Raw genomic sequence first — 19778 nt, forward strand, 5'->3', positions numbered from 1 at the left:
GGCGCATTCCCTTGGTTAGATGGCTGAATTTGAAATTTAAAATAAATAGCGACTAATAAGCAATGGGGCTTAAAATATGACCAATATTTTAAGCCCCATTTTTCGTATTTTCGGGGGTGATGCCTAGTAATGGCAGATAAAATCTTAAGCGTGGGCATCGACATTGGTACAACAACGACACAGGTTATTTTCAGTGAATTTACGGTACAGAATACGGCGAGCGCTTTTCTTGTACCGAAAGTTCAGATCGTTGGGAAAGACATTATTTATAGAAGTGAAATCCACTTTACTCCTCTGGTTTCCAGAGAAATGATCGATCTGACAAAGTTAAAAGAGCTGATTGGCAAAGAATACGTACGGGCACGGATACACAAAGAGGATATTTCAACAGGCGCCATTATCATAACTGGAGAAACGGCAAGAAAAGAAAATGCAGAAAAGGTCCTGAATGCTTTATCAGAGTTTGCTGGTGACTTTGTCGTGGCCACAGCGGGGGCCGATCTGGAAGCCGTTCTTGCCGGGTTTGGTTCGGGAGCAGCCGCTGTGTCTCGAGCGGCCTTCAGGAAAGTGATCAATTTTGATATAGGCGGCGGAACGACCAATGCATCCGTATTCTCTGAAGGAGAACTAGTGGATTCATTTGCACTTGATATCGGAGGCAGGCTGATCAGGTTTAACAAGCAGGGCAAAGTTGCTTACATATCCGACAAGATTGGAAAAATCATCGATGTTTTAAAATTGAATCTTCAGGTGGGAGAACGGCCGGAATTTGAAGACTTGAATGTACTTTGCATGAAATTCGCCCGAATAATACTGAAGATTGCGTCCAATGAAAAGTTAACCCGGGAAGAAGAAGGCCTTTTCATTCAACATAAAAACAAGAACTTAAAAGCAGAGACATTCATGTTTTCAGGAGGCGTTGCCGAGTTCATTTATAGTAACGACACGATCGCGACATTGGCCGATACTGCAAAGTTCGGAGATATAGGCCCTCTTTTTGGCTATTCGATCAGGAGAATTTTCAAACAGAGCGGCGATCAGCTTCTGGAGCCAAAGGAGAAAATAAGGGCCACAGTAGTCGGAGCGGGTACTCATTCGATTAAACTGAGCGGAAGCACGATCCTCTTCGAGGAGGATATCTTGCCGATCAAAAATATTCCGATCGTGAAGGTTTTCAATGGTGGGAGTGAAGACATCGATTTTATGGATCAAAGTATCCGTGAAAAAATCAGCTTGTATACGGATGAGGATGTAGCCATCGCTTTCAGAGGACCCAAGTCGCCAAGGTATCTGCAGATTAAAAAAATGGCGGAATCCATTGTCAGCGTGTTTGAAGACCGGGCCAATCCGATCATTATTGTTGTGGAAAATGATTTTGCGAAAGCATTGGGACAAACCATTCAGGACAGGGTCGGGAATACTAAGAAAGTGATCTGCATTGATAATATTAAGGTGGATACGGGTGACTATATTGACATTGGAAAGCCGATCGAAAACACTGTGCCGGTAGTCATTAAAACGTTAATTTTTAAAAACTGAAGAAGCAAGTATGAGAGCGGGTGACTTTTTGATTTTAAAAACAAAGCTGTTTGGGAAAGTCTATTCTTTTAAAAATATAAAGGATGTACTAGCCAAGGCAAATGAGGAGAAGGCGGGCGACGCACTGGCAGGTATCATTGCCGGAAGCTCGGCAGAAAGAGTCGCCGCAAAAGTCGTCCTATCAGAGATCACACTTGAAGAATTGCGGAATCATCCGGTTGTCCCTTATGAGGAGGATGAGGTAACCAGAATCATTGAGGACAGTATTAACGAAGAAGCCTTTAACAAGATAAAATCGCTTACGGTCGGTGAATTCAGAGAATTCCTGTTAAGTTCGGATGAGCCATCAATCAAGAAAATTCGAGACGGCCTGACATCGGAAATGGTGGCAGCTGTGACCAAACTGATGAGTAATATGGATCTGGTTTATGCCGCTCAAAAAATAAAAAATCCGGCGACCTGTAATACGACGATTGGTAAACAAGGCACATTTTCAGCGAGGCTGCAGCCCAACAATGCAAAGGATGATATCGAAGGGATTATGGCATCCGTCATGGAAGGCGTTAGCTATGGTGTCGGCGACGCGGTGATCGGACTGAATCCTGTGGGAGATAACATCAATATGGTTACCCTAGTTTTAAATAAATTTAAGGAATTTGAAGAGAAGTGGTCCATTCCAACCCAGAATTGTGTGCTTGCCCATGTATCAACCCAGATGGAATCGTTGAAAAGGGGAGCACCGATGGATCTGATGTTTCAAAGTATTGCCGGTTCCGAGAAATCAAACAGAGCTTTCGGTATCGATGTAGCAGTTCTTGATGAGGCATATGCGCTCATGCAGGAAAAGAAAAGCTGCATCGGAAACAATTTCATGTATTTTGAAACGGGTCAGGGATCTGAATTGTCATCAGAAGGACATCATGGCGCGGATCAGGTAACTATGGAAGCCAGATGTTACGGCCTGGCAAAAAGATATCATCCCTTTCTTGTCAATACAGTGGTCGGCTTTATCGGCCCGGAATATCTGTACAATGGCAAACAGACCATCCGGGCCGGACTGGAGGATCATTTTATGGGTAAACTTACAGGGCTGCCAATGGGTGTCGACTGTTGTCACACCAATCATATGGCCTCGGACCAGAATGATTCGGAAATTCTGGAAATGCTGCTAGCGGAGGCTGACTGCACCTATATCATGGGGCTGCCTGTTGCGGATGATGTGATGCTTATGAATCAGACGACGAGTTTTCATGATGTCGCCACGATCAGAGAAATCACAAATAAAAGGCCGATAAAAGAATTTGAAGAAAGCATGGAATCTCTTGGCATAATGGAAAACGGAAAACTTACAGAAAAAGCCGGAGATCCTTCCATATTCATGGTTTAGGAGTGAATGCGTGTGGACGAACAATGGGTAAGAGATATTTCTGCTGTTGATTATACTTCCAGAGTTACTGTAAGAAATCCTAAAAGTATAGAAGCATGCGTCAAACTGAAAGAATCGACAAATGCCCGGGTTTGCGTCGGGAGGGCTGGAACAAGATACAGGACGGAGACATTACTCAGGTTTCTCGCCGATCACGCGGCGGCCAATGATTCTGTCTGGTCCGATGTAGACGAAAGTCTTGTTGATCGATTAGGGTTCTTTAAGATAAAGACGCTTGTCAGAGACAAGCAAGAATATATTACAAGACCTGATTTAGGCAGGAAATTTTCAAAAGATACAATAGAGGAAGTCAAGGCCAGGTGTATCGTGAACCCTGATATCCAGATTATAGCCGCCGACGGGCTCAGCGCCTTCGCTATTGATGCCAATTTGGAGGATACCTATTCAATCATTTCTGACAGGGTCAGGGCAAAAGGATATAAAATGGGCACACCTATCTTTGTTAAATATGGCAGAGTGGCCACAATGGACGCGATCAGTGAGGCCCTGAATGCCAAAGTAACTGTTCTTTTAGTCGGCGAAAGACCCGGATTGGTCACGAATGAAAGCATGAGCGCCTATATGGCCTATGATTCCAGCACTGTAAAGCCGGAATCACAGAGGACGGTCATTTCCAACATTTATAACGATGGTACACCGACCGTGGAGGCAGGAGCACAGATCGCCTACTTAATCGAATTGATGATGAAGGAAAAGAAGAGCGGGATTGATTTAAAACTCTAATCAGGCATAGTCCGCAAAAGGGGGGATTTTATGGACAGACGGTCTGGCTGAGTTGATCGCGTTGATTGAGATGGAATCATTGGGGAACGGGTAAGAATGTGTGGGCAATTAATTTTTTGAAAATTATGTATAGGAGTGAAATTATGAAAAATGAATCTTTGGAAGGATCCGATTATAAGCAGGAACTCAAAAGAAATCTGAAATTATTCAGTTCCTTTGCCGTCGCTTTTTCATTTATTTCGATTACAACCGGTATTTTCGCTAATTATCAGTTTGTGCTTACTACCGGCGGGCCGGCCGGTATCTGGTCATGGGTTGTCACGTTTATCGGCCAGCTTCTTGTCGCTCTTATTTTTGCGGAATTGGCCGGTGTCATTCCTATTTCCGGATATTCGTATCAATGGATTACGCGATTGTCTAACAAAATGATGGGCTGGATCACTGGCTGGATCTGTATCTGCTTTCTAGTGCTTGTTGTTCCGGCAATTGACTCAGGCGTTGCGCCAATCTTTGCCACGTTAATTGGTCTTAAGGGAACCCCTTCTGAAATAACAACGATCATTATTGTCACGTTAATTGTTCAGGCAGCGATCAACATCGTTGGCGTAAAACTTGCTTCTTATATAAATAACGCGGCAGTATTTACCGAAAGCCTTGGAATTATTGCGCTAACGGTTGTGTTATTAGTCGTTGCTTTGAAAAACGGCAACGACCCGTCAATTCTGTTGAATACGGTAAATAAAGGCGAAGGAGCATCTTATATTGGTCCATTCATGATGAGTATGCTGATGGGTGCCTTTACTCTGGTAGGGTTCGAATCGGCGGCCAATTTAAGTGAAGAAACGATTAATCCTGGCAAGACCGTACCGAAGGCGATAATAAGCTCCGTATTCCTAGCTGGTGTATTCGGTACGGCATTCTTAGTTGCTGTAACGCTTGCGATTAAAAGTCTTCCGGCAACGCTGGCCTCCAGCAGCCCGCTACCCTATATTTTGCAGACAAGCTTAGGATCTGTAATAGGCAAACTGTTTCTGGTCATCGTGAGCATTTCTATATTTGCCTGCGGTACCGTAGCCATGACTTCCGGTTCAAGACTTGTCTATGTCATGTCACGAAATCGCGCCTTCTTTTTCAGCAATCTGTTTAAAAAAGTATCATCCAGAACCTCGTCGCCAATCTATGCGACAATCCTGATTCTTGTATTTGGCATTGTGGCTACGGTATTCTCAAGTTCACTGACCACATTGATCGGTGTGACGGCCATACTTCCTGCCATTATCTACTTCATAACCATCGTATGTTATGGATTAGCGAGAAAAAATGTAAAAATTAAAGAAGGCAATTTCAATCTTGGAAAAGCCGCAAAGCCGGTATTTATTCTGGCTATTCTGTGGCTGATTTTTGAACTTGCGATACTGACTGTTCCTACCCAGTTTCATATGACGGCGCTCTTGTCCATTGTATTAATCCTGATCGGATTCGTCATCTATTTTGTTGTAATTAAAAAGAAAATAGGGAGTGCGGATTCAGAGGAAAAGGTGGATCGTATTGTAAAAGATTTTGACGACTAAATTTGAACTGCGCTCACAGAAGCAAAATGGGCTGAATGAAAATCTTTTTAAAGGTCATTGCTGACAGAAAGGGGAGTCTGATGAAGATTTACACAGGTAATGGTGACCTTGGCAGAACAAATACTCTGAATGGATCACGTCCGTTGAAAAGCAGTCCGCTTATTGAATTGAACGGCAGTATAGACGAGGTCGCCGCATCCATCGGCTATCTGTCGTCGCTGATCAGCAAATATCTGAATTTGAATAACCATCGGGATGATCTGAGGGCTGAACTGAAGAATCTAAGCTGGATTCAGAACGCGCTTTATCATATAGGGATCGAGATCAGCTCAAATTTTTCAAAAATTTATATTGATCAAAGTCATGTCACATCGCTCGAGTCAAAAATCGATCGATTGGATCAGCGTGTTGATCCGCTGACTGAATTTATTCTGTACAGCGGCACGATTCTGGCCAGTTACGCTCAAGTGACCCGCGCAATTACCCGTCGGTGCGAGCGGGACTATGTAGCTTTTTTAACCGGACTGAATTCAGATGTTCCGCAAAGCTTTGTTTTAGTAAACCGTCTGTCGGACTACTTCTTTGTACTGTCGCGGTATCTGAATCAATGTGCCAGTATGAAAGAAGAGAACGTAACCAAGTGGGAGCAGACCGGTCACAAGGAGTTGTAAGCTGGTTTTAGTGCCTTGATAGTGTATTCGTTTGTTCAGACTCCTAAAAGAGCCCGATAGAAATCGAAAAATAATTTGAAATTAAATGTATATTTTATGATCATTGAGAAGGGATTAATTTGTTAAGGGTTCGTAAAATAACCTTACTTTCATTGCTGACTTCAGCCGCTGTAGCCGGACGACTGCTCATTCATGGTGTTAATATACAACCGGCAACCATTATCATTATTCTCACTGGATGGTTTTTTGGTTGGAAAATGGGACTTATTGAAGGTTTGATGGTTGCTTTTTTATCCGATCTGATTTTAGGCCTTGGTCTTTGGACGCCTTTTCAAATGGCTGCCTGGGGGTTAATCGGATTGATTTCCAGCTTTCTCCCTAAAAAAAAGTTATTTTACGTCGGATGGTTAGCTGTTTCCGGTTATTTATTCGGTTTGATTATGGCTTGTTCTTATTTTCTCATGTCATCAAATATCTGGACCGTCATAAGCATGTATCTCAGTGGATTGTTTTTTGACACTTATCATGCTGTAGGAAACTTAATGTTTGGCCTTCTGTCTCCTATGCTGTTTAAGCTGTTCAGGAAAGAACAAGAATCATTAAAAATTAAATAAGAAGATTGAAGGATGGAATCAGGTGAAATTCCTGAACGATCCCGTCACAGTTAAAGTCCGATCTTTCCTTCAATCCCGAATTTCAAACCACTTGCGGTAGACAGGTCAGGAAATAAGCCTCCATTCTATTCAGTGGGGGCTTTATTTATACAGTTATAGAGGAGTTTTTAAAATGAAACGATACACAACAATTATTCTAGCCTTCTTTTTAGCCATTTTGTTTCCTTTTACGGTTTCAGCCGCAACACCTAACGATTTTGAAACTCATCTGACCAGCCTGGAAAATTACGTACAATCCGGACAACTGACGCAATCTTTAACAGATACAACCGGACAATTGGACGATTGGGCAGTCATTGCGTTAGCACGGAATGGTGTGCTGACTCAGGAGAATCAGGATGCCTACCTGAGTAAGCTCCAATCAGAGACTAATCTCTCCGGTACATCGCTGGAAAAGGTGATCATCGCTCTCAAGGCTCTGAAACAGGATCCAATGAGTTTTAATGGAAGAAACTTGATTGGCGAACTAAGTAAAGACAATTCATTGAGCACCCCTTCTGCTAATATTTATGCATTGATCGCACTCAATACATATGAGGACAAACTTCCCGTCGATGCGGTGAATACGCCTGCCGGTCTGATTCAGAAAATATTATCCCAAACCGATCAGGATGGAGGCTGGGGTTATGCTGGGCCACCTGCTGATGTGGATACCACCGGTGCCGCTTTGGCTGCTTTGGCTCCGTACCAGAGCCAGGCTGATGTAAAAAACGCGATTAATAAAGCTGTCCAGTATCTGGCAGGATCTGAATTGCCTGATGGAGGTTTTTCCAACTATGGCGAAAACTCAAATTCAGCAGCGGAGGCGGTTATCGGTCTGACTTCTGTCGGCATCGACCCAACAACCGGACCATTTGATAAAAACGGTAAAAATCCGGTAAGTAATCTTTACACCTTCCAGTCCGGAAATGGGTACATGTGGCAGTCCGGCTATCCTGAGGATCCGATGACAAACGACGAAGTGCTTAAGGCACTTGTCGCTTACAAAACTTTTTTTTCCGGTGGAAAATTGTTTGTCTTTCCTAAGGCAATATCTTCAGATCCTGTAGTGAAAGTACCTGCACCAGTAATTAAGCCTTCGTCTGAGACGTCAGGGATCAGTAACAATACGTCATCAAAAAAATCCGTTGTCCAGGTTACCTCTGAAACAAGTCATCTGGCTGGAACTCGGAAAACGTCGCCAGTCAAGATAACATCTGTTGTACAGAATACAACTTCGACTGTTCCTGCTTCCAAAGCCGCGGTCCATTCTGCACTAGGGAAAACTGAGAAAAGTCCCGATTCAAAAGCAAAAGTATCAGGTACACAACCAAAAACGCACAAAGCAGTAAAAAAACGGCAGGCACAGGCTACCAGAAATAAAAAAAATACACCACAAACTAAAGCAACACGAAGTATGGCTGTAAATCCCGTTTTTTTGTTGACCGGAATCATTATTTTTCTTCTCGGAGCAGCAGCATTGATCTATAGACTCACAATCTGGAGACGAAGAGCGTGAAAAAGACACTCATTACTTTTGTCATCCCTATATTAGCAATTGTTACCGGCATTGGTTTGGTTATCGGGAGCTTTCAGGTACAAACGAAAACTGCTCCATCATCTGCGCCGATTACAAATCAGGATATATCGTCTCAGTCCTCTGTGGCCCCTGATAGTCACAACACTGAAAAAAAATCACCCGATCCGAAAGAAAAAAAAGAGAGAGAATCGGATCGAATGGCATCTGCTGCCAGCTCAGAGAATACAAAAAGTGATGTACCGGAAGTATCAAAGAAATCTTCTGTCAACAATCAGTCATCAAAAAGCGGTACGATCAAAACAAATGAATCCGTAACGCATGAATCGGACCAGACAAAAAGCAGCCAGCAGATATCCGCATCATCAAATTCCTCATCAAGACCAGCTTCAATTGAGGGAAAGGTGTCAGTTACGATTCATGGCCTAAACGGTTTTAATACTCAGGGCAGCGTCATCTATCAATCCAATGACAGTGTATTTTCTGAACTGCAGCGATTCACATATACAAAGAATATTGAGTTCAGCTATTCCGGTTTTGGAAGCTCAATCTATGTAAGCAGTATTAATAACCAGAAAGCCGGCCAGACATCGCCCGCCAGTGGGTGGATGTACACCGTAAACGGAAAGGCCCCTAACATCAGTGCCGGGGCATATCGTGTACGGCCCAATGACACGATTAACTGGTATTATTCAAAATAAAAGCTCAATACTTTAAGAGAAGTCTTATTCACTCAGGGAAATTGGTGCACTCACAATTAGTGTTCGTACACATTGCATGTCGAACTGGTTCATGAAAGCGGAAATTGGATTTTATTGAGAGAACTCGGGTTTTCACCGATTCAAACCGTTGTCGCTGTGACGGCAGCATGCAACGCTTATGTGTATGAAGGCATTCTCAAGAAACAGAAAATTCCGTTCAAATTAATCAGTGTTGATGTGGATTATGAAATTAACGAGAAACTGGGAACCCATCCGATATCGGCGATTCATGTGCATCTTGTCTTAAATGTCGACGAAGCGGATCAGGAAAAAGCGATAAAAGACCTGCGGCTGATTGCAAAGAACTGTCCTGTGGTTCAATCGCTCAATCCATCGATTGAAATTGACGAAACGGTATCATTTTCTGATGAGGTGGCTCTGACTAAGTAACCCTTCATAATGTGTCCGATCAGCTGAATGGGTAATCGCTTCCAGAGAAATTGCTTACTAATAACCGTCTTATGGACCGGCATTGCCAAGCCGTTCCATAAGGCGGTTAATTATTATAAGAAAAATTGAAGCGATTCATCAGAACACGCGATGGCTTATTCGCTGCCGCAGCATTTTTTTAAGATGGCAGGGGCAGGATTGTAGGCTGCAATTGAGAGCCAATTTCCTACCCAGTGCCATCAAGATTGTTCTTCATTAGTTCGTCTTCTTGACAGATGGGCAGATGATGTAGAAAAACATATTAATCTTTTATTCATTACTATAATGTTGATCAAGCGGCGAGTGAATGGAATCTCTTACTCAACAGTAAATCTACTGAATCTTACAGCGAGTATTGGTACAATAATTTTGAGTACCTATGAGTACTTGAATTGATCTCGGTTCAATCAATCTTTATCATTCTTCCTGTGCTTTTTATAACTTTACTTTTATGCATACTTATTTTGTGTTATCGTTCTGAATTCAATATAGGTACCTAAATTTTGCACTTTTAATAGTGCATTTTTTAAAATATGCAGGGTTGTTAATTGAATTTATACTAATAAGTGAGCTCAGAAGGATGATTTTTATGAAAGCGATATCAAATCCATGTGGTGTTAAGGAAGCCCAAATAATTAAATTTATTCTGGCCCAGAAGAAGACTCGTTATGCTGACATTTCTAACTATATGAAGTTATCGAAAAGAACGGTTGCCAAATACCTTGATGCTATTGATGACATCATCAAGCCGTTTGATCTGAAACTAGTTAGGAAACAGAATAATGGGATCTATTTTGAGGGAGACGTGCGGCCGCTGTTCCAACCTCTCGTTACTTCTGGTAACGGGATCCCTGGTACAAAAGATGAAAGAGTCCTTTATATCTTTTCCCAGCTCCTTATGAATTTTGATTTTGTCACGATTCAGCAATTGGCGGAGAATATGTTCGTGAGCCGGAGTACTGTTGAAGGTGATCTTAAAGAAGTTAAGGCATTTCTAGAAAAAAGCCATGTTAGCTTAAGCTACGGACAGAAAGGAATACGAATTGAAACTACAGAGCGGCTAAGACGGGATTTGGTTTCGAAACTGATCCGGATGTATTGGGGCAGGGGATCCTATGCAAAAAAGGAAAACGGGAAGTTGACGCGGGATATTAAACTGCCCAGTGATCTCGAACATTTATTTGACAGCGACACACTTAATAAAGTACTATCATCGCTTGATGAATTTTTCTATCGCAGCAGATTGGATTTTACTGACTATGAATTTCAATCATTAGCCATTCATCTGATTATTGCGGTTGAACGAATCAAGAAGAACAAGTTTTTAGCAACGAATAATACAAAGTTTGAGCTTGAACAGAACACACTGATGTTAATCGAAATTCTGCAGGAAAAATTCCAAATCAAAATTCCTGAAGAAGAAAAGAACTATATCAATATTCATATTATTGCCGTTCAGCGAAAAGCGATGAAGCAGGACGATTTAATTTGGGAAGATGATTTAATCAGAAAGAATTCAGTTGCCAAATTTTTAAAAAGTAATTTGAATTTAACATCCTATGATGACGAACTGATCAAAGGATTAACACTGCATTTGCTATCAGCATTGAAACGTCTTCACCTAGGATTAACTATCTTTAATCCATATACTTCGCAGGCAAAACGATTCTTCCCTGAAGCCTATGAGTACGCCCTGGACCTGAAGTGTCGGATTCTTCAGAAATATGGAGTGGATTTGAATGAAGATGAGACAGCATTTATTGCACTTCATATTGAATCTTATTTGGAAAGAAACAAGGCGAATCCGGAATTGAAAATTGTTGTGGTCTGCAGTAGCGGTATCGGTACTTCAAGGCTTTTGGAGCAGCGAATTCATAAGTATTTTCAAAATGATATTAACATCACAAGAGTGCTCTCATTACAGGAATTAAATGAGACCGAGATCACGGAGGATATCATTATCAGCACGATCAATATTGATGCAGTCAGTGTCCCAGTGGTTGTAGTCAGTCCGTTTTTGAACAATCAGGATATCGAACAGATCAGACGAATAAAGAACTCATTAACTGGCAGCATGATAAATTCAAGCCATTTTGTCACCTTACTGGATCCCAGATTAATTTTCATTAACCCGGATCTCAAATATAGAGATGAGGTCATCCAGTTTATCAGTGCGAAGTTAGTTTCATTCAAGCTGGCAAAGCCGGAAATATTTCAAAGTGCTTTGGAACGGGAAAAACTCTCCAGTACAGCTTTTAATAACATCTCCATACCCCATGCGCAAATTGACTACGTACTCGATCCAAGGATTGTAGTACTGATTAGTAAAAAAGGAATTGTTTGGGGAGAAGAGACAGTGAATATCGTTTTCTTTATCGCCTTGAATAAGAAAGTTCACAAGGAAATTGAGTCCATCTATCAATATTTTAATGAAATACTGGAGGACAGCAGCAAATTAAACAAAATAAAGAACGCTAACAGCAGGGAAGAAGTCCTGGCAGTTTTGAAAGGTGGTGATCCTGTATGCAAATCATAGATTTAATCAGTCAGAAAAATATTGTAATGAATCTCGATGCAAAGACCGAGCAGGAAGCGATAAAAAAATTGTCTATTAAACTTTTTGAAAACGATTACATTAACAATGCGGGTGGATTCTATGATGATGTTTTAGAAAGGGAAAGTTACACAACAACGGGAATTGGCAATGGCATCGCGATTCCACATGGGAAAAGTGACTATGTCAATGAATCAACAGTCATTTTTGCGAAAACAACCGAAGGGATTGAATGGAACTCGTTAGATGGCAGTAAGGTCAGAATTATTTTTTTGATGGCTGTTAATCCCAGAGATAAAGGGAAAGAACATTTGCAAGCCTTAGCGAAAATTGCTTCCAGATTAATGGATGATCATTTTGTAAGGGCTATCAAGGAAGCGAACACAACTGAAGAAGTTATTCAAATTTTATCAAAATAGGGGGATTTATGATGTCACTAAAAATTGTTGCAGTAACAGCATGCATTGCGGGAATCGCACATACCTACATGGCCCAGGCAAATCTTAAAAAGTATGCTGAGAAATCGGGATATGAGATTAAGGTTGAGACTCAGGGATCAATGGGAATTGAAAATCGCTTATCACAGGAAGATATTGACAATGCCGATGTTGTGATCTTCGCAGTCGATACAACAGTTTCCGGTAGAGATCGGTTTGATGGAAAGAAAATATTAGAGCTTGGAACTTCAGCTGTTGTAAAAGACGGGAAATCTGCCATTGAAAAAGCAGCTGCGCTAGTTTCAGGTAATTAATCACAAAGGGGGAATAAATCATGAGTATGAAAAAATTTGGTAAAGATTTGGCTGCACATTTTCAAACAGGTGTGTCGTATATGATTCCACTTGTAACAGCAGCCGGGTTATTAACCTCTATAGCTGTCATCATTGGGGGGCCAAACGTATGGAATGAAACGAAAGATTTATGGGGTAACTTGAGATTAATAGGACAGACTGGACTAGGATTTATCGTTCCAATGATTGCCGCTTATATCAGCTATTCAATTGCGGACAGACCCGGACTAGCACCCGCTTTTATCTGTGGAATGATTGCCAACCAGCTGGGAACCGGGTTCCTGGGCGGCATGCTAGTAGGTATTTTAGTAGGTTATCTAGTTCTATGGCTGAAGAAAATGCCTGTGCCGCAAAATATCATTGTGGTTAAGACACTGATCATTATTCCTTTTGTCGCAAGTTTGGTAGTAGGTTTGCTGCTAATCTATGTCATTGGTGATCCAATACAGGCCTTAACAAAGGGGCTAACGGCTTGGCTCACAGGTATGAAGGGAGCAAATAGCATTCTATTGGCAGCAATTATCGGAGCCATGATGGCAGTTGATATGGGTGGCCCGATCAATAAAATAGCTTATGCCTTTGGTGTTGCTTCTTTCTCATCCGGAGTATACGCACCAAGCACCGCAATGCTTATGGCTATAGCTATTCCGCCGCTAGGCATGTTTGCCGCAACGATAATCGGCAAAAAATATTACTCTGATGCGGAAATAGAGAGTGGGCGATCCGCATTGATCATGGGGTGTGTCGGTATTACAGAAGGGACGATTCCATTTGCGGTTGCTGATCCGGTTCGCGTGATTCCCAGTATTATTGTAGGAACATCTGCTGCCTGTGCCGTTAATGCAGCCTTTGGTGTAACACATAGCACCATGCTTGCAACCGTTATGGCGATTCCTTTCGCAAGTAATGTTTTCACTTATACACTGAGCATTTTAATTGGTGTTGCGATCACGGCGGTCATGGTTAACTTTTTGAAATCACTTAAGAAACGCAATCTAGTAAAACTGGAAACATCTAAAACTGTGGCTCAGGGTGAGGCAAAATAATGGTCACATCATATATAGTGAATCACACACATTGGGATCGTGAATGGTATTTTACAAGCATGGATGCCCTGGTTTTGAGTGATCAACTGTTCACAGAAGTTCTGGATGAACTTGAGAAAAACCCGGACGCCAATTTCTGCCTGGACGGACAGTCATCAATTGTCGATGAGTACGTGGAGATTCATCCGGAAGGACTCAGCAGGATCAGGAATTTAGTAAATGAGGGGCGCCTTTTTTTGGGTCCCTGGTACACGCAAACGGACGCGATAAATGCCGATGCCGAATCCATATTGCGCAATCTTATTATTGGGATTAATGATACGAGAAGAAAGTATGGTAATCCCATGATGATTGGTTATTTACCCGACACATTCGGATTCAACGCTCAAATACCAGAATTACTGAATCAAGCAGGAATTGATAACTTTCTCTTTTGGAGAGGCATCAATCTCGATAAGCAGGTACAGTCACTCTACTTCAAATGGAAAGGATTGGGCGATAGCAGAGTCTATGCGATCAATTTCCCGTTCGGTTACTTAACCGGTATGATCACTCTTGATTCAAAGGAACATTTACAGGATTTTGTCAATGACAGGCTTGATAAGGCGATTGAATTTGAGAGCCGGTATGGAAATCAGGAAGATGTCCTTATTCCATCAGGTATTGATCAGATGAATATTGTTAAGAAACTGGGTGAAACCGTTAAAAAAATAAATGACCTGAGTAAGTATGAGAACAAGATCAGCAGCTACCTGGAGTTTGTGAATATCATCCGGCACAAGAAAGATTTGGAAACGTATCAGGGCGAATTAAAGGATCCAGTATATTCGCGTGTGCATCGGACCATAACGTCAGTCAGAACAAAAATTAAATTGAATAATTTCCTGATTGAACAAAAAATTCTGCGGCGAATTGAACCTTTGATGGTGATTGCGCATAATAACGGCGTCAGAATAGGTCCGGGGCTGCTCACTAAACTTTGGAAAAAGTTACTGGAATGTCAGGCACACGATAGCTTAGGCGGCAGTGTTTCTGATAACGTCGCAATTGATATTATGCATCGGTTTAAGGAGGCAGACGAACTGGCTGACGGTATTGAAAATATGATCTGCAAAAAAATGGCCGATGCCATGGAACTGAAAGATCATGATGTTCTGGTTTTTAATACCGACCCCTTTGAATTTGAAGGCAACAAAACAGTTAAAATTCTGACGGCAACAAAAAGCATCCATTTTATTAATGCGGATCATCCGGTGATTCTTTCTGAGAAATACTATCCCAGCCGCAGTAACATTTTGAAACTTGTTCCAAAAGGAACTGAATACTTTGATGAACCGGCTTATTATGAATTGGACGTTCGAATTCATGTTACTCTGCCACCTATGGGTTTCAAGATCATTCACTTTGAAAACTCAGTAGAACAGCTCCCATCCCGTGTATCCAGCAAAGAGGCATTGGGACAAAATGTAAGTGTCCAAAATGACTATTTCAGCCTATCATTTAATGACGGAGAAATTAGTTTAAAATCCGGGGATAAAGTGTATGATCACATTATTGAAATTGTCGACTCTGCAAATGATGGCGATACGTATGACTATTCACCGCTGCGACGAGATAGCGAACGAGCGCTAACACTTGAAAAAGCATACACAATAAAAGATGCTGAAAAACAATCGCTTGTGGTAATAGGGGCAACTGCTTTACCACTAGATCTAGAAGATCGTAAAGTATTAAGCCCGGCTTATGGCCGTGTTTCCCTAAAAATCATTATGACAGTGACGCCGGAATCACATTTGATTGATGGGAAACTGATTGTTAATAATCAAGTGTACTCTCACCGGTTAAGATTAAAGATAAATACATCAATTGAAAGTGATCATGTTGTTGCGCAGATTCAGAATGGGTTTATTGTTCGGGAAAATGAACCCATTCCCGAAGACTGGGAGAAGAAATATGTTGAGAAACCGGTCAATATTGCTGCATTTGACAAGAGTGTCACAGTTGAAGATAGCAAGAGTCATTTTTCGGTATTTGCAAAAGGGCTGAAAGAATACGAGTATTTGAACAGTTTCCTGTTTATCACACTTATGTCTACCACCGGACAATTAGGCAAACCCGATCTTGTCTGGCGTCCTGGGAGGGCTTCAGGCGATACCACGAATCAGGGACATGTTATGATGCCGACCCCTCTGGCACAGGAAATTGGAGAAAGTAAGTTCGAATTTGCATTGAATATGGAACCTAGTGTATTTGATGAACAAAAAGTAGCTCTTTGTGTCAGAGACTGGCTTTCACCGTCTGTCAGCTATCAATTGCAAAGCCTAAATTTCTTTATCAACAGGCTGGACAATAAGATATGGAAAACAGAGACCGACGTCATACCAAGCAATGGATACTCGCTGATCAAAGCGGATCACGATTTAATTGTTTCATCTATTTATCCGTCTTATCTCGATGCCGATGCTTACATTGTCAGATTATCCAATCCAACAGCAATCCCCGTACCGATCCCGTATGATTTACTGAAAGACAGCATTCGGGTTAATGCACTTGAGGAAGGTGTACCTGTTCAGCAGAGCGTACCGGCTTATAGCATGGTAAGCTTAAAGCGTAAGTTTCAGGTTGAAAATTAGTTTTATTTTCAATTGATCATGGCTTTTGGATGGTACTAACGACAATGAGAACAATTACAGTTAAAAAATCGAAAAAGCTCAGCCATTTGAAGATGAATGGCTGAGCTTTTTTACTTTATAAAGTGCAACGAAAAATCGAGATCTGCCTGTAAATGCTCTTTCATCATTCGTTCCGCATTTTCCGCGTCACGGGCTCGAATGGTTTGATAAATTTTCTCATGTTCATCAATGAGAAACGGACGGTTATGAGAAATAACGGTTCGCCGAAAGAGATAAATAATCGATTTCATATGATCGATCATATCAATCATGATCGGATTATTACTTGCCTGGACGATAACATCGTGAAACCGTTCATTGGCTTTCATGATTTCATCGATGGATCCCGTTCTTCCGATTCGGACACATTCACTCAGGGATTCAAGGTCATGTTCTGTAAAATACATTGCTGCACAGTGGGCGGAGTATCCTTCAAGTAAAATACGCACCTGAAAGGAGTTGCGCAGTTCTTTTTCTTCCGGTTTGACCACCAGTTTGTTAACGATCAGGTGCTCTTGCTCCAGACGCTGTATCGCTTCTCTGATTGGCGTTCTGCTCACACCAACGATTGAGGCGAGTTTATCTTCTACAATTCTTGCCCCGGTAGGAATTTCTCCGTTTAAGATCATGTCACGGATGGATTCATAGGCTTTCAACGATGCATTTTGAGGTTTATCATTATTCCGCTCCATCCCATTCACCTTTTATCCGTTCCTGATTTATCTATCATTATAGCAAAATACGAATCACGTTCCAAAATAGAGGAATAGATCAACTCAAAGAAAATAGTAAATGATTGATATCACAGATTGACAGGAATATAATGAAATATGCAAAACAATTCATATTGTATACAAATTTATTATATTGTATACAAAAGCATTTGATTAAGCTAATATGTAAGCGCTTATCCAAACGCGTGCTTTAAAGAAAAATTAATACGACGGAGGCATTAAGAATGGAATCAAACATTGGTTTTATCGGATTGGGCATTATGGGCAAACCTATGGCACTTAATCTAATTCGGGCGAATTATTCACTGGTTGTCTTTGATATCAATCAATCAGCTGTGGATGAGCTCGTTCAGGCGGGAGCTACTTCAGCGGGCACAGCAAAGGAAGTGGCTGAGAGTTGCGAAGTAATTATTACGATGTTGCCCAAGGGTCAGCATGTCAAGCAAGTCACATTCGGATCTGAAGGCATTGTCTCAGGTGCGCATAAGGGGACTGTCGTTATTGACATGAGTTCGGTGACACCTGCTGATTCCAGAGAAATCGCGAAAGGATTGGCGGAACATAAAATTGAGATGCTGGATGCACCGGTGAGCGGCGGTGAGCCTAAGGCCATTGATGGGACGCTGGCCATTATGGTAGGAGGAAAACAGGTCGTTTTTGAAAGCGTTAACAATGTTCTTCATGCTATGGGAACAAGTGTCACGCTTGTGGGCGATCATGGCTGTGGATCAACCGCGAAGCTGGCAAATCAGATTATTGTCAATCTGAATATTGCTGCTGTGTCTGAAGCACTTGTCCTGGCTGCGAAGGCAGGCATTGATATCGAGAAAATGTATCAGGCCATCCGTGGCGGTCTCGCGGGAAGCACGGTTATGGATGCCAAGGTTCCAATGATTCTGGATCGTAACTTTGAACCTGGGGGCAAAATCGCAATCAATCTTAAAGACATCACAAATGTAATCGCTACCTCGCATGATTTGGACGTGCCGCTTCCGTTAACGAGCCAGCTGTTGGAAATTTTCCATGCGCTGAAAGCCGATGGAAAGATCAATCTGGATCACAGCAGCATTGTCCAGTTCTATGAAAAAATGGCGAATGTCACGGTGAACCGGTCCAATGAGAAAATCGAAGTAAAGAAGGGCTGAGCGATGGCAGATTCCCAGAGACTAACCACAGAAGTTCTTCAGCAATTGCCGAGAATTGATAAAACGTCGACTGATCAATTGCTGAAAAATGCACTGACAGGCTTTGATCGCAAAATCATTGTTCTGGATGATGATCCGACAGGTGTCCAAACCGTGCATGATGTCTCAGTCTATACCGACTGGTCACCAGCGAGCATAGAAAATGGATTCCGAGAAGAAAATCCCATGTTTTTTATTCTGACGAATTCCAGAGGATTTACCCGGAGTGAAACCGTTAAAGCCCATGAAGAAATCGCGAGGAACATTGTCCGGGCGTCAGAAAAATATCAGCGGCCGTTTATAATTATCAGTCGCAGCGATTCAACACTTCGAGGACATTATCCTACGGAAACGGAAGTATTGAAAGAAACCGTCGAGTCACTGACGACAATTAAGTATGATGGTGAATTATTGATGCCCTTTTTTAAAGAGGGCGGTCGGTTAACTTACAATAATATCCATTACGTCCGATATAATGACACCTTTGTCCCCGCGGGCGAAACGGAATTCGCCGGGGACCGGACTTTCGGTTACAAGAATTCTCATTTGGGAAAATGGATCGAAGAGAAGACGGATGGTGAGTTTACGGCGGAGGACACCACCTATATCTCCTTGGAAAGTATCCGGGCTCTTGCTATCGACTCAATTACAGAGCAATTAATGGCTGTCAGAGACTTTAATAAAATCGTTGTGAACGCCGTTGATCAGGCAGATGTACAGATTGTTGCAGCTGCGGTAGTTCGGGCCATTAAATCGGGGAAGAACTTCCTGTTCCGGACAGCCGCAGCTCTTCCTAAAGCGATTGGCGAAGTCAGTGACAGAGCTCTGCTGACTGGACCGGAACTTAGAAAAGAAGATGCCTCAACGGGAGGGCTGATTGTTGTTGGTTCACATGTTCAGAAAACGACTGATCAACTTCAGGAACTCAAAAGAAAGCCACAAATTGAATTCATTGAATTGAACTGCCCGCTGCTCATTGATGATGAAAAAGAGCAACAGGAGATAAACCGGGTGACGAGTCAATGTGATTCGTTGCTCCAGGCAGGCAAGACAGTCACCGTCTATACAAGTAGAAAACGAATCGACCTTGGGCCAGGAAAAAGTGAAGAGGAACTTCAACTTTCTGTAAAAATCTCTGATGCCGTAACGCAAATTGTCCGGCAATTAAATGTCCGACCATCGTATATCATTGCCAAAGGTGGTATTACATCAAGTGACATTGGAACAAAGGGGCTAAGCGTTAAAAAGGCTAAGGTTCTGGGTCAGATTTTGCCCGGAATACCTGTCTGGCAGACCGGAAACGAGAGCAAATATCCGGGGATCTCGTACATCATTTTCCCAGGGAATGTAGGAAAAAAGTCGACACTGCGGGAAGCCGTGGAAATTTTAGAGGAACAAAAAACGGAAGTCATAAAATAAAAGATTGTTACTGTTCTGGATCTCATTCGTATTGAAATGGAGGACGAA

At 42.0% G+C, this 19778-nt stretch carries 17 protein-coding genes and 1 riboswitch; of the genes, 16 read left to right on the forward strand and 1 reads right to left on the reverse strand.

Going from position 1 to position 19778, the window contains the following annotated elements; all coding sequences use genetic code 11:
- Positions 1–129: 129 nt before the first annotated feature.
- The 14 genes from E4665_RS02685 (at position 130) to E4665_RS02750 (ending at position 16354) form a co-directional block, all read left to right on the forward strand.
- Positions 130–1539, forward strand: coding sequence for an ethanolamine ammonia-lyase reactivating factor EutA (locus E4665_RS02685; protein ID WP_135347268.1), 1410 nt, complete (start codon positions 130–132; stop codon positions 1537–1539).
- 28 nt (positions 1540–1567) lie between these two features.
- Entirely contained in the window at positions 1568–2926 is a 1359-nt protein-coding gene (locus E4665_RS02690; protein ID WP_135347269.1) for an ethanolamine ammonia-lyase subunit EutB, read from the forward strand.
- Positions 2927–2938: 12 nt separating this feature from the next.
- Positions 2939–3709 carry an ethanolamine ammonia-lyase subunit EutC gene (eutC, locus tag E4665_RS02695; RefSeq protein ID WP_206663547.1) on the forward strand — a complete coding sequence of 257 codons (771 nt, stop codon included), beginning with the start codon at positions 2939–2941 and terminating at the stop codon, positions 3707–3709.
- Positions 3710–3852: 143 nt separating this feature from the next.
- On the forward strand, positions 3853–5280 hold the full coding sequence (locus E4665_RS02700) for an APC family permease (RefSeq protein ID WP_167815085.1): 1428 nt from the start codon (positions 3853–3855) through the stop codon (positions 5278–5280).
- Positions 5281–5360: 80 nt separating this feature from the next.
- Entirely contained in the window at positions 5361–5951 is a 591-nt protein-coding gene (locus E4665_RS02705) for a cob(I)yrinic acid a,c-diamide adenosyltransferase (protein ID WP_135347272.1), read from the forward strand.
- Between the two features lie 119 nt (positions 5952–6070).
- Positions 6071–6565: an ECF transporter S component gene (locus tag E4665_RS02710; protein ID WP_135347273.1), complete on the forward strand. Its 495-nt coding sequence runs from the start codon at positions 6071–6073 to the stop codon at positions 6563–6565.
- Positions 6566–6568: 3 nt separating this feature from the next.
- A riboswitch (adenosylcobalamin-variant (AdoCbl-variant) riboswitch) is annotated at positions 6569–6640 on the forward strand.
- 97 nt (positions 6641–6737) lie between these two features.
- The gene (locus E4665_RS02715) at positions 6738–8123 is read left to right on the forward strand and encodes a prenyltransferase/squalene oxidase repeat-containing protein (RefSeq protein WP_135347274.1); all 1386 of its coding nucleotides are present in this window, start codon (positions 6738–6740) and stop codon (positions 8121–8123) included.
- A complete protein-coding gene (locus E4665_RS02720; RefSeq protein ID WP_135347275.1) occupies positions 8120–8842 on the forward strand; it encodes a DUF4430 domain-containing protein in 723 nt (240 codons plus the stop codon). The genes E4665_RS02715 and E4665_RS02720 overlap by 4 nt, the downstream gene beginning before the upstream one ends.
- Positions 8843–8914: 72 nt before the next feature.
- The gene (locus E4665_RS02725; protein WP_135347276.1) at positions 8915–9292 is read left to right on the forward strand and encodes an OsmC family protein; all 378 of its coding nucleotides are present in this window, start codon (positions 8915–8917) and stop codon (positions 9290–9292) included.
- 628 nt (positions 9293–9920) lie between these two features.
- Positions 9921–11867 (forward strand): BglG family transcription antiterminator, encoded by a 1947-nt coding sequence (locus E4665_RS02730; protein ID WP_167815086.1) that lies wholly within the window; start codon positions 9921–9923, stop codon positions 11865–11867.
- Positions 11855–12304, forward strand: a complete 450-nt coding sequence (locus E4665_RS02735; protein WP_135347278.1) for a PTS sugar transporter subunit IIA — start codon at positions 11855–11857, stop codon at positions 12302–12304. The genes E4665_RS02730 and E4665_RS02735 overlap by 13 nt, the downstream gene beginning before the upstream one ends.
- A gap of 11 nt (positions 12305–12315) precedes the next feature.
- Positions 12316–12636, forward strand: a complete 321-nt coding sequence (locus E4665_RS02740; protein ID WP_135347279.1) for a PTS fructose transporter subunit IIB — start codon at positions 12316–12318, stop codon at positions 12634–12636.
- Between the two features lie 20 nt (positions 12637–12656).
- Positions 12657–13721 (forward strand): PTS fructose transporter subunit IIC, encoded by a 1065-nt coding sequence (locus tag E4665_RS02745; RefSeq protein WP_135347280.1) that lies wholly within the window; start codon positions 12657–12659, stop codon positions 13719–13721.
- Complete coding sequence (locus tag E4665_RS02750; protein ID WP_135347281.1) at positions 13721–16354, forward strand: glycoside hydrolase family 38 N-terminal domain-containing protein; 2634 nt, start codon at positions 13721–13723, stop codon at positions 16352–16354. Before E4665_RS02745 ends, E4665_RS02750 begins: the two co-directional genes overlap by 1 nt.
- Positions 16355–16464: 110 nt before the next feature.
- Here E4665_RS02750 and E4665_RS02755 read toward each other — a convergent pair whose 3' ends face one another.
- On the reverse strand, positions 16465–17085 hold the full coding sequence (locus E4665_RS02755) for a GntR family transcriptional regulator (RefSeq protein WP_135347282.1): 621 nt from the start codon (positions 17083–17085) through the stop codon (positions 16465–16467).
- Between the two features lie 266 nt (positions 17086–17351).
- On the opposite strand from E4665_RS02755, the gene garR reads away from it, so the two are divergent.
- A complete protein-coding gene (garR, locus tag E4665_RS02760; protein WP_135347283.1) occupies positions 17352–18272 on the forward strand; it encodes a 2-hydroxy-3-oxopropionate reductase in 921 nt (306 codons plus the stop codon).
- A 3-nt stretch (positions 18273–18275) separates the two neighbouring features.
- On the forward strand, positions 18276–19730 hold the full coding sequence (locus E4665_RS02765; protein WP_135347284.1) for a four-carbon acid sugar kinase family protein: 1455 nt from the start codon (positions 18276–18278) through the stop codon (positions 19728–19730).
- Positions 19731–19778: the final 48 nt, after the last annotated feature.

The sequence above is a fragment of the Sporolactobacillus shoreae genome, from assembly GCF_004684935.1.
Classification (GTDB): domain Bacteria; phylum Bacillota; class Bacilli; order Bacillales; family Sporolactobacillaceae; genus Sporolactobacillus; species Sporolactobacillus shoreae.

Excerpts from the sequence above, each read along its gene's own strand:
- E4665_RS02685 (WP_135347268.1), top strand. The coding sequence starts at position 130 with ATGGCAGATAAAATCTTAAGCGTGGGCATCGACATTGGTACAACAACG.
- E4665_RS02700 (WP_167815085.1), top strand. The coding sequence starts at position 3,853 with ATGAAAAATGAATCTTTGGAAGGATCCGATTATAAGCAGGAACTCAAA.
- E4665_RS02705 (WP_135347272.1), top strand. The coding sequence starts at position 5,361 with ATGAAGATTTACACAGGTAATGGTGACCTTGGCAGAACAAATACTCTG.
- E4665_RS02715 (WP_135347274.1), top strand. The coding sequence starts at position 6,738 with ATGAAACGATACACAACAATTATTCTAGCCTTCTTTTTAGCCATTTTG.
- E4665_RS02730 (WP_167815086.1), top strand. The coding sequence starts at position 9,921 with ATGAAAGCGATATCAAATCCATGTGGTGTTAAGGAAGCCCAAATAATT.
- E4665_RS02735 (WP_135347278.1), top strand. The coding sequence starts at position 11,855 with ATGCAAATCATAGATTTAATCAGTCAGAAAAATATTGTAATGAATCTC.
- E4665_RS02740 (WP_135347279.1), top strand. The coding sequence starts at position 12,316 with ATGTCACTAAAAATTGTTGCAGTAACAGCATGCATTGCGGGAATCGCA.
- E4665_RS02745 (WP_135347280.1), top strand. The coding sequence starts at position 12,657 with ATGAGTATGAAAAAATTTGGTAAAGATTTGGCTGCACATTTTCAAACA.
- E4665_RS02750 (WP_135347281.1), top strand. The coding sequence starts at position 13,721 with ATGGTCACATCATATATAGTGAATCACACACATTGGGATCGTGAATGG.
- E4665_RS02755 (WP_135347282.1), bottom strand. The coding sequence starts at position 17,085 with ATGGAGCGGAATAATGATAAACCTCAAAATGCATCGTTGAAAGCCTAT.
- garR (WP_135347283.1), top strand. The coding sequence starts at position 17,352 with ATGGAATCAAACATTGGTTTTATCGGATTGGGCATTATGGGCAAACCT.
- E4665_RS02765 (WP_135347284.1), top strand. The coding sequence starts at position 18,276 with ATGGCAGATTCCCAGAGACTAACCACAGAAGTTCTTCAGCAATTGCCG.